This is a genomic window from Streptomyces sp. RP5T (assembly GCF_003933965.1).
In the GTDB taxonomy this organism is placed as follows: Bacteria; Actinomycetota; Actinomycetes; order Streptomycetales; family Streptomycetaceae; genus Streptomyces.
Map to the genome: position 1 here is coordinate 24,227 of NZ_RSAJ01000023.1, position 9,112 is coordinate 33,338.

Here is a 9,112-nt window from a genome sequence, read left to right on the forward strand (position 1 = left end):
GCGCCGCCCGCCGTTGGGCGGCTCTGCGCGTGAGGCTAGGAGCGCGGACGTTGCAACCACGTTGCCGTCGGTGCGGCCAGCTCCGCCTCCAGCGCGGCGAGCCGGGCCCGGACGCTCGCCGTGGGCCGTACGGCCGCGAGCGCCCGCCACACCTCGACGTCGTCCTCGCCCCACGGCGCGTGCGCCCAGTCCGCCAGCAGGTCGGGGTCCCGGCGGGCGACCAGGGCCGTCCGCAGTCCGTCCGCGATCCGGCGCCTGAGCCTGACCACCGCCGGCGCCTGCGAGGCCGGCAGCAGCGGACCGCGGTACTCCCGTGCCGCCGCGGCGACCGCCCCGCTCTCCAGCCGCCGCTCCACGACGGCCACGTCCGATTCGACCGGCACGGTCAGCCGGTACGGCCGGGACGCCAGCAGCCCCGGTCCGAGAACCCTGCGCAGCCGCGCCAGTTCGGCCCGCAGCGTCACCGGCGTCACCGACTCGTCCTCGTACAGCGCGCACAACAGCTCGTCCCCGGTCAGGCCCTCCGGGTGCCGGGACAGCAGCACCAGGATCTCGCTGTGCCTGCGGCTGAGCCTGACCCTGCGGCCGCCGCCGACCAGCAGCGCCTCGTCCCGGCCCAGGGCGCTCAGCTCGGTCCTGTCGGTGGCCGGCTGCTGCGGCAGGAGCAGCGCCAGCTGGGACTCGGCGGCCCGCGCGACCGCCTGGACGAAGCCCAGGCTGTGCGGATGCGCGAGCCCGTCGCCGCCGGTGATGTCCACGGCCCCCAGCACCCGACCGGTGCGCGGATCGTGGACCGGTGCCGCCGCGCAGGTCCACGGCTGCACCCGGCGGATGAAGTGCTCCGCCGCGAACACCTGCACCGGCCGGTCCACCGCCACCGCCGTGCCCGGGGCGTTCGTCCCGACGGCGGTCTCGGCCCACCGCGCACCCGGCACGAAGTTCATCCACTCCGCCTGCCGACGGGTCCTCGCATGGCCCTCGACCCACAGCAGCCTGCCGTGCTCGTCGCACACCGCGAGCAGATGCTCCCCGTCGGAGGCGAAGGTGCCCATCAGCTCGCGGAACAGCGGCATGACCCGCGCCAGCGGATGCTCGGCCCGGTACGGATCGAGGTCACCGTCGGCGAGTTCGACGTCCGCCGACCCGTCGGGCCCGACGCCGGCCCGCGCGGAGCGCCGCCACGAGTCGGCCACCACCGGGCGGACCGGCCGCTGCACCGTGCCCGCCTCGGTGAACGTCTCGTGCGCGCGCCGCAGCAGCCGGACCCGCTCGGCAAGGTCGGCCCCCGGCTCCAGGGCCACCCATGGATCGGTCAATTCGGCCTCCAGGAACGCGATGCGGCTGGGAACATCGTCACTCCCGGTGCCCGCGCAAACAACCTCTTCGACCGGCGTCACCCGAACGACGGGCCACTCACACGTCCTGGACCATGCGCAGGTAGCGCTCCCAGTCCCACAAGGGCCCGGGGTCGGTGTGGTCCGTGCCCGGCACCTCGTAGTGGCCGATGATGTGCGCGCGGTCCCTGGGGATGCCGTATCTCCCGCAGATCCCGGCCGTGAGCTTCGCGGACTCCTGGTAGAGGGCGTCGGTGAAGTAGGCGGGCTTGTCCACCCAGCCCTCGTGCTCGATGCCGACGCTGCGGGTGTTGTAGTCCCAGTTCCCGGCGTGCCAGGCGACGTCGGCCTCCCGCACGCACTGCGCGACATGGCCGTCGGCCGAGCGCACGACATAGTGGGCGGACACCTGTTTCGCGGGGTTGCGGAAGATGTCCAGTGCATCGGTCCAGGTGGTCTGGGTGACGTGGACGACCACCCGGTCCACCTGGTAGGACCAGGGGCGGTCCGACGCCGTGAAGTTGGAGGACGTGGCCGGCTGCCACTCGGCGAGCGGGTGGTCGACGGGCTGCGGGGCGGCCCCGGCGCGTGTCTCGGGAAGCAGCGCGTACGGTACGGCGGCCAGGACCGCCCCTTTCAGCAGCCGCCGTCTGTCGAGAGGCGGTCTTGCGCGTTCCATCAACCAAGTGCCTTTCGTATCAGCGGTGTTCAGCCGAGCGGTCGCACCGCGGTGTCACGGAGCGGGACGTGTGCTCCGCGGTGAGTCTCGCGCGCCGGAAGCCGTTCCTCGCGGATCTTCGCCACGTGGGTGTGGTTGGTGTCGCGGACGGACCGGACCTCACGAAGTCCGCTCGCCCACGGCTGCCGCGTGGCTCGTGTCCTCACGGTACGGCGGCGGCCGGTCCGGCGGAGGGATGCTCGCCGTTCCGGTGGACAACGCCGGGGATGTGGACAACCCGGCCACTCGATGGGGTGAGTTGACGGGTGCTCAGGCCCGTTCGCCCACGGCTGCCGGGTCGTCCAGCACGGCCCGCACCACCGAGTGCGCGGCCCCCAGCAGGGGCCCCTCGGAACCCAGTCCGGACACGGCCACCGGGCAGGCGGGGCCGGCCGTGCGCCGGGCCAGCTCGTCCTGGAGGGAGGGCAGCAGCCAGGGCGCGAGGCCGGCCAGCGCACCGCCGAGCACCACGGTCTCGGGGTCCAGCAGATTGACCGCCCCGGTCAGCGCGATGCCGAGTGCCTGCCCGGCTTCGCGCAGGGCGCCCCGTACGGCCTCGTCGCCTTCCGCCGCGTGCTGGGCGAGGAGGCCGACCCGGTCCTCGCCCGGCTCCAGGCCGGCCGCCCGGAGCACCGCTTCCTCGCCGGCGTACTGCTCCAGACAGCCGCGTCCGCCGCACGCACACGCCGGTCCGTCGGGGCGGACCGGGACATGGCCGAGCTCGCCCGCGAAACCACGGGTGCCGCGCAGCAGTTGCCCGTCCACGACCAGTGCCGCGCCGATGCCGATCTCCGCGGAGACGTGCAGGAAGTCGTGGGGGGTGCCGTCGCCGAGCCAGAGTTCGGCCAGCGCGCCGAAGTTGGCCTCGTTGCCCACGGTCAGCGGCAGGTCCTCGGGCAGCAGGGTGCCCAGGTCCGTGTCCTGCCAGTCGAGGTTCGGGGCGCGCACCACGGTCCGGGCGTCACGCGCGACCAGACCGGGCACCGCCACCGCGAGGCCGGCGGGCCACAGACCCTCGTCCTCCGCCTCCGACACCACCCGGCGCACCAGGTCCGTGAGTTCGGCGATCACCGGCTCGGGGGAGCGGCCCCGGTTCGCGCCGTACCGCACCGCACGCGCGCGTACCTGCCCCCGTAGATCCACCGCGCAGACGGCGAGGTGGTCCACACCGACCTCGGCGCCGATCCCGGCGGGACCGCGCCCGCTGACGGCGAGTGCGGAACCCGGCCTGCCGACCCGGCCCGGACGCTCCGGGCCGAGCTCCTCCAGCAGCCCCGAGCGGATGAGCTCGTCGACGAGGGTCGACACCGCGGCCCGGGTCAGACCGATGCGCGAGGCGACCGCGGCACGCGACAGCGGTCCCTCGGCACGCACGGTGTGCATCACCCGGGCCAGGTTGCGGCGGCGCATGCCCTGCTGGGTGTCGGGCAGGCCGCGCCCCGGCCCCGCCGGGCGGGTGTCGTGCAGCGGTGCGGTCATGCCTCCCTCGATCCTCGGTCAGGCCGCGGTCCCGTGATCCGGACGGCTCGTGGTGCCGTCGGCCGGCCCGCGTCCTCGTCCTCGGCGGGCCGAGGCCGGCGCCCCGGGCCGGTGCGGGTCCCTGCCGTCGTCAGCCGGTCTGCGTCCCGCGCTCCAGCAGCGGCGCCGCGTCGGAGAGTACCCCGGCGATCCTGGCCAGCGTCTCCTCGTCCCGCTCCACCGCTTCAAGGACAGGGCCCGCGGCCGTGTTCCAGCGCCGGGCGACCGCCCCCGGGTCCTCGCCGGTCAGCAGTCCGGCGGCCTGCGCGGCGGCACCGAGGGCGACCAGCTCCTTGGCCTCGGGCACCTGGACGGGCCGCCCGGAGAGCCGTCGTACGGTCTGCTGCCAGGCGGTGCCCTGGGCGCCGCCGCCGATCAGCAGCAGCGGCGTCGAACGGTCCGCGTCCTCGTCGAGCACCAGGTCCAGCGCCCCGAGCAGCGCCTGCACGGCCCCGTCGTAGGCGGCCTGGAGCAGCTGGCCGCCGGTGGTGTCGTGGCGCAGTCCGTGCAGCAGCCCGGAGGCGTTCGGCAGGTTCGGGGTGCGCTCGCCGTCCAGATACGGCAGCAGGGTGACCCCCGAGACCGGTTCCACGGCCTCGCGGTCCAGGTTCAGCAGGGCCGCGACGCGGTCCACGGCGAGCGTGCAGTTCAGGGTGCAGGCGAGCGGCAGCCAGTCGCCGCGGGCGTCGGCGAAGCCCGCCACGGTGCCGGTCGGGTCGGTGGGGCGCCGCTCGGACACGGCGTAGACCGTGCCGGAGGTGCCGAGGCTCATCACCGGCGTCCCGGGGCGCAGGCCGAGGCCCAGCGCGGCGGCCGCGTTGTCGCCGGTGCCGGGGGCGACCAGGGTCCCCTTGGAGAACGGCAGATCGTGGCCGTCGCGTACGGTGCCGGCCACCTCGCCGGGCCGGACCACGCGGGGGAGCAGCGCGGGGTCGAGGCCGACGTGCGCGAGGATCTCGCTGTCGTACGACTCCGTCGCGGACCCCCACCAGCCGGTGCCGGAGACGTCGCCGCGGTCGGTCGTGCCCACGCCGGTGAGCCGCTCGGTGAGGTAGTCGTGCGGCAGGCGTACGGCCTTCGTGGCGCGCAGGGCCTCCGGCTCGTGCTCGGCGAGCCAGGCCCACTTCGTCACCGTGAAGGAGGCGCCCGGCACGCTTCCGGTCCGCTCCGCCCAGGCCTTCGGGCCGCCCAGTTCCTCGATGAGGCGCTGGGCTTGAGGTGCCGAGCGGACGTCGTTCCAGAGCATCGCCGGGCGCACCGGCTCGCCCTGCGCGTCCAGGGTGACCAGGCCGTGCTGCTGGCCGCCGATCGACACCGCGGCGGCCTCGCGGGCCGCGTCCCCGCACTGGCGCAGGGCCTCGGACAGCGCGTCCCACCACTGGCGCGGGTCGCTCTCCCGGCCGGCTCCGGTGGACACGGTGTGCGGCGCCTGACCGCGCGCGACGACCTGGCCGGTGGCCGCGTCGACCACCAGCGCCTTGGTGGACTGGGTGGACGTGTCCACGCCGACGACGAGCGGACCCTCGGCTGCTGACATCGGGCTCTCCCTTTTTGCGCGGCTCATGATCTCGAAGCGGCTGGTGTCTCACGGTGAAGACACCTTGTCTCTTCCCGGAGACGTGTGTGCATACTAATTTGTAAACCGCCATGACGAAATAGTCCGGAGCAGCAAGGAGCCGCGTCATGAACTACCAGCCCACCCCCGAGGACAGGTTCACCTTCGGCCTGTGGACCGTCGGCTGGCAGGGAAGGGACCCGTTCGGCGACGCCACCCGCCGCGCCCTCGACCCGGTCGAGACGGTGCAGCGCCTGGCCGAGCTCGGCGCCCACGGCGTGACCTTCCACGACGACGACCTGATTCCCTTCGGGGCCTCGGACAGCGCTCGCGAGGGTCACATCAAGCGCTTCCGTGAGGCCCTGGACGCGACCGGCATGAAGGTGCCGATGGCGACCACCAACCTCTTCACGCACCCCGTCTTCAAGGACGGCGCGTTCACCGCCAACGACCGCGACGTGCGCCGTTACGCGCTGCGCAAGACCATCCGCAACATCGACCTGGCGGTCGAGCTCGGCGCCGAGACCTACGTCGCCTGGGGCGGCCGCGAGGGCGCCGAGTCCGGCGGGGCCAAGGACGTCCGCGTCGCCCTGGACCGCATGAAGGAGGCCTTCGACCTCCTCGGCGAGTACGTCACGGAGCAGGGCTACGACCTGCGCTTCGCCATCGAGCCCAAGCCGAACGAGCCGCGCGGCGACATCCTGCTGCCCACCGTCGGCCACGCGCTCGCGTTCATCGAGCGCCTGGAGCGCCCCGAGCTGTACGGCGTGAACCCCGAGGTCGGCCACGAGCAGATGGCCGGGCTGAACTTCCCGCACGGCATCGCGCAGGCCCTGTGGGCGGGCAAGCTCTTCCACATCGACCTCAACGGCCAGTCCGGCATCAAGTACGACCAGGACCTCCGCTTCGGCGCGGGCGACCTGCGGGCCGCCTTCTGGCTCGTCGACCTCCTGGAGAGTGCCGGTTACGCCGGGCCCAAGCACTTCGACTTCAAGCCGCCGCGGACCGAGGACCTCGACGGTGTGTGGGCGTCGGCCGCGGGCTGCATGCGCAACTACCTCATCCTCAAGGAGCGCGCGGCCGCCTTCCGTGCCGACCCGCAGGTCCAGGAGGCGCTGCGTGCCTCGCGTCTGGACCAGCTGGCGCAGCAGACGGCGGCGGACGGTCTGAAGTCGCTGCTCGCGGACCGCAGTGCCTTCGAGGACTTCGACGTGGAGGCGGCCGCAGCGCGCGGTATGGCCTTCGAGCAGCTCGACCAGCTCGCCATGGACCACCTGCTGGGTGCGCGCGGCTGAACGAAGCCCACGCGCGTGTGCCGTCGGCCGTGAGTGGCCTCCGTCGACGGCACGCGCGCGTGCGTCTCGCAGCGATTTGCGCGGGGAATGTGCCGGAATGATGCGACCCACGGCATGGGGGCGTATCAACTTCCGCGCGGGGGTCGCCTCCTGACCGGTCCGCGGCGACTGTGGACGGTATGGCCATGCCGCCGGTACCGCCTCAGCCGCCCGGACCGCCGGGTGACACACCGCCTCCGGGCGGTGGCTTCGGACCACCCCCCGACGACTTCGGGCGCAACGGCCCGCGCCCTTACGGCGCGATGCCGTCGACCCGACCGATGGGCCAGGTCGGCGACCCCGGCCCGAACGGCCCCAGAAGGCGCCGGAGCCCGCTGTTCGCCCTGCTCGCCGTGCTGGCGGCGGCTGTGGCCGTCACCCTCGTCGTGGTCTTCATGGCCTCGGGGAACGACGACTCGCCGGACAGGAACCCGCCCCCTGCGACGGGTACGAGCGGTTCTCCCAAGCCGTCGTTCAGCCTGCCCACCACACTTCCCAGCGAGTTGCCCAGCGAGCTCCCGTCGCAGTTCCCGAGCGAGATCCCCAGCGAGTTCCCGAGCGACCTGGAGTCGCTGCTGCCCTCCCTGGTCGGCTGACGCGGACCTCACAGACCGTGCGGCAGCCTGACGTAGGTCACCGTCGTCTCCACCCCGCTGTCGACCAGCCGGCCGTCGGCGTCGAACGCCCCGGTTCCGTCCGTCATCCCGAAGTCGTTGTCGTTGATCAGGGCGAGCGTGTCGTCGTCCACGCGCGCGACGCCCTCGATCTTCCCGGGCACGCCGGCGACCGTGCCCAGATCGACGACCAGCTTCTTGGCGAGCACCGGCACGCCCGAGGCCGCCGGGTCGTCGAGCTGTTCCAGCGAGGGCGAGGCGGTGTCGTCGTCCCAGGACCTGCCGAGGAGGTTCGCGGACCGGTCCAGGCGTACCAGCTGAAGCCGTGCGGCCTTGTCGGTGCGCTCCTCGACCAGGAGTCGGTCACCGCCCACGGCGACGACCGAGGAGATCTTGAGCTCGGAGGTGTCGTCCTCGCTCGGGTCCACCACGTTCACCGGATCGAATCGGTACGCGTACTCGGCGGTGACCGCCTTCTTCCTCGGCGAGAACCGCAGCAGCCGGACGGTCCGCGAGGCCTCTCCGGCGCCCGTGTCCGGCAGGGACAGCGGGCTCTGCACGGCCAGCACCAGGTCGCCGCCCGGAAGCTGGGCGAGCCCCTCGAAGCCCCGGTTGATCTTCCGGTGCAGCAGCACGGACGGCAGCGCCTCCACCACCGGGTAGTCGGCGCCGGTGAGGTTCAGCCCCTCGGGCACGTAGCGCGTGAGGACCCTCCCGCGCGCGGAGACGTGCACCAGGCTCGGCCCGTACTCGTCGACGAGCCAGAAGGTCCCGTCCGGGGCCCGCACGACGCCCTCCGTGTCCAGCCCGTTCGGGTTGTACGGCAGAGCCGTGAGCGCGTTGTGGTCGTACGGCGCCTCGTCGCGCCCCCGCTGGTCGGGCAGTCCCGTGACGGCCTTGCCGGAGGAGGTGGTGATCGGGATCGCGTCGAGCACCCGCACGGTGTCGCCGCAGACGCGGATCCGCACGATCGCCGGATCGAAGCCCGGGACCGGGAAGGTGCGGCGCTTGGTCCCGCCCACCTTGATCTGGCCGTTGGGCCCACGGTCGGTGACGGTCCAGAACTCGCCCTTGCGGCCCGTCGGGAAGATGTCGCTGCCGATGCCCCCGAGGTCCACCCCGCGGTCGTCGGCCACCGTGCCCGGCAGCAGCCCGTTGCTGAACGCGCCGAGCGGAATGTCGCCCAGCGTCGCCGTCCGGACGACCCGCGCGCCGTCGGCCGGGGCCCCCGTGGCCGGGCCCGCCGCGCCCAGGGCGGCGACCAGGGCGAGCGGCACGCCCACCGCGGCGGTGCGTCTGGCGGGGCGTCGGCCTTCGGAACGCGGGGACATGGGACCTCCTGGAAACCAAGTTCACTGACAGCGGTCAGATTTGGTCCCTGTCCGGAACGTCGTACGGCCGACGGGTGAACGTGTGGCATCGGTGGCACGTCGACCCCGTGCCGCTGCCCACGCGCGCGTGCCGGGCGCTCAGCCGGAGGAGCTGCGGCGGGCCCGGTGCGGCCCCAATCCCTGGAGTACGGCGCCGAGTTCGTTCTCCGTGAGCGCGGGGGAGGGCAGGGGCGGCGTACTGGGCGAGGCGCGCAGACCGGCGAGGAGCAGGGTCAGCGGGCGGCGCCAGGCATCGGGGCCGACGGCCGTGGCGAGAGCGGGGACGGCCCTGCCCAGGGCGGCCAGCGCGAAGAGGACGTCCTCCGTGGTCACGTCGGCGCGGATGCTTCCCTCGTCGCGGCCGCGTTGCAGGAGCAGCTCGACGGTCGCCCTGTTGTGGGTGTGCACGGCCTGCAACGACTCGACGCCCTCCAGGTGCGTGGTCATCAGGTCGTTCGTGCCGCGGTCGGAGGCCAGGACGGCGAAGACGGCCTCCAGGTAGCCGACGAGCCCCTCCCAGGGGTCCGAGGCGGCCCGGGCCCGCTCGCCGGCGGCCGTGGTGCCCGCCAGCGGATCGCTGAAGACGGCGTCGACCAGTGCGGCACGTGTCGGGAAATGCCGGTAGAGCGTGGCGTTCCCCACCCCCGCCCGCCGCGCGATCCCGTCCAG

The 9,112-nt window shown here is 73.6% G+C and carries 8 protein-coding genes; 2 read left to right on the top strand and 6 right to left on the bottom strand.

The features are described 5' to 3' along the window. Positions 1 to 35 precede the first annotated feature (35 nt). The 4 genes from EHS43_RS04565 to xylB form a co-directional block, all read right to left on the bottom strand. Positions 36 to 1,316: a GAF domain-containing protein gene (locus EHS43_RS04565; protein ID WP_125189226.1), complete on the bottom strand. Its 1,281-nt coding sequence runs from the start codon at positions 1,314 to 1,316 to the stop codon at positions 36 to 38. A 97-nt stretch (positions 1,317 to 1,413) separates the two neighbouring features. Beyond that, positions 1,414 to 2,013, bottom strand: a complete 600-nt coding sequence (locus EHS43_RS04570; RefSeq protein ID WP_125189227.1) for an N-acetylmuramoyl-L-alanine amidase — start codon at positions 2,011 to 2,013, stop codon at positions 1,414 to 1,416. Positions 2,014 to 2,322: 309 nt separating this feature from the next. Then, complete coding sequence (locus tag EHS43_RS04580) at positions 2,323 to 3,531, bottom strand: ROK family transcriptional regulator (protein WP_125189228.1); 1,209 nt, start codon at positions 3,529 to 3,531, stop codon at positions 2,323 to 2,325. A gap of 130 nt (positions 3,532 to 3,661) precedes the next feature. Next, on the bottom strand, positions 3,662 to 5,107 hold the full coding sequence (xylB, locus tag EHS43_RS04585) for a xylulokinase (protein ID WP_125189229.1): 1,446 nt from the start codon (positions 5,105 to 5,107) through the stop codon (positions 3,662 to 3,664). A gap of 146 nt (positions 5,108 to 5,253) precedes the next feature. Between xylB and xylA the strand changes: the two genes are divergently transcribed. Beyond that, on the top strand, positions 5,254 to 6,420 hold the full coding sequence (gene xylA / locus EHS43_RS04590) for a xylose isomerase (RefSeq protein ID WP_125189230.1): 1,167 nt from the start codon (positions 5,254 to 5,256) through the stop codon (positions 6,418 to 6,420). Between the two features lie 302 nt (positions 6,421 to 6,722). After that, entirely contained in the window at positions 6,723 to 7,055 is a 333-nt protein-coding gene (locus tag EHS43_RS04595) for a hypothetical protein (RefSeq protein WP_125189231.1), read from the top strand. An 8-nt stretch (positions 7,056 to 7,063) separates the two neighbouring features. Here the strand turns inward: EHS43_RS04595 and EHS43_RS04600 are convergent, their stop codons facing one another. Then, positions 7,064 to 8,404, bottom strand: a complete 1,341-nt coding sequence (locus EHS43_RS04600) for an esterase-like activity of phytase family protein (RefSeq protein ID WP_125189232.1) — start codon at positions 8,402 to 8,404, stop codon at positions 7,064 to 7,066. A 138-nt stretch (positions 8,405 to 8,542) separates the two neighbouring features. Further along, positions 8,543 to 9,112, bottom strand: a 570-nt coding sequence (locus EHS43_RS04605; RefSeq protein WP_148104017.1) for a TetR/AcrR family transcriptional regulator, incomplete at its 5' end; no start/stop codon positions are given.

Excerpts from the sequence above, each read along its gene's own strand:
- EHS43_RS04570 (WP_125189227.1), bottom strand. The coding sequence starts at position 2,013 with ATGGAACGCGCAAGACCGCCTCTCGACAGACGGCGGCTGCTGAAAGGG.
- xylA (WP_125189230.1), top strand. The coding sequence starts at position 5,254 with ATGAACTACCAGCCCACCCCCGAGGACAGGTTCACCTTCGGCCTGTGG.
- EHS43_RS04600 (WP_125189232.1), bottom strand. The coding sequence starts at position 8,404 with ATGTCCCCGCGTTCCGAAGGCCGACGCCCCGCCAGACGCACCGCCGCG.
- xylB (WP_125189229.1), bottom strand. The coding sequence starts at position 5,107 with ATGTCAGCAGCCGAGGGTCCGCTCGTCGTCGGCGTGGACACGTCCACC.
- EHS43_RS04580 (WP_125189228.1), bottom strand. The coding sequence starts at position 3,531 with ATGACCGCACCGCTGCACGACACCCGCCCGGCGGGGCCGGGGCGCGGC.
- EHS43_RS04595 (WP_125189231.1), top strand. The coding sequence starts at position 6,723 with ATGCCGTCGACCCGACCGATGGGCCAGGTCGGCGACCCCGGCCCGAAC.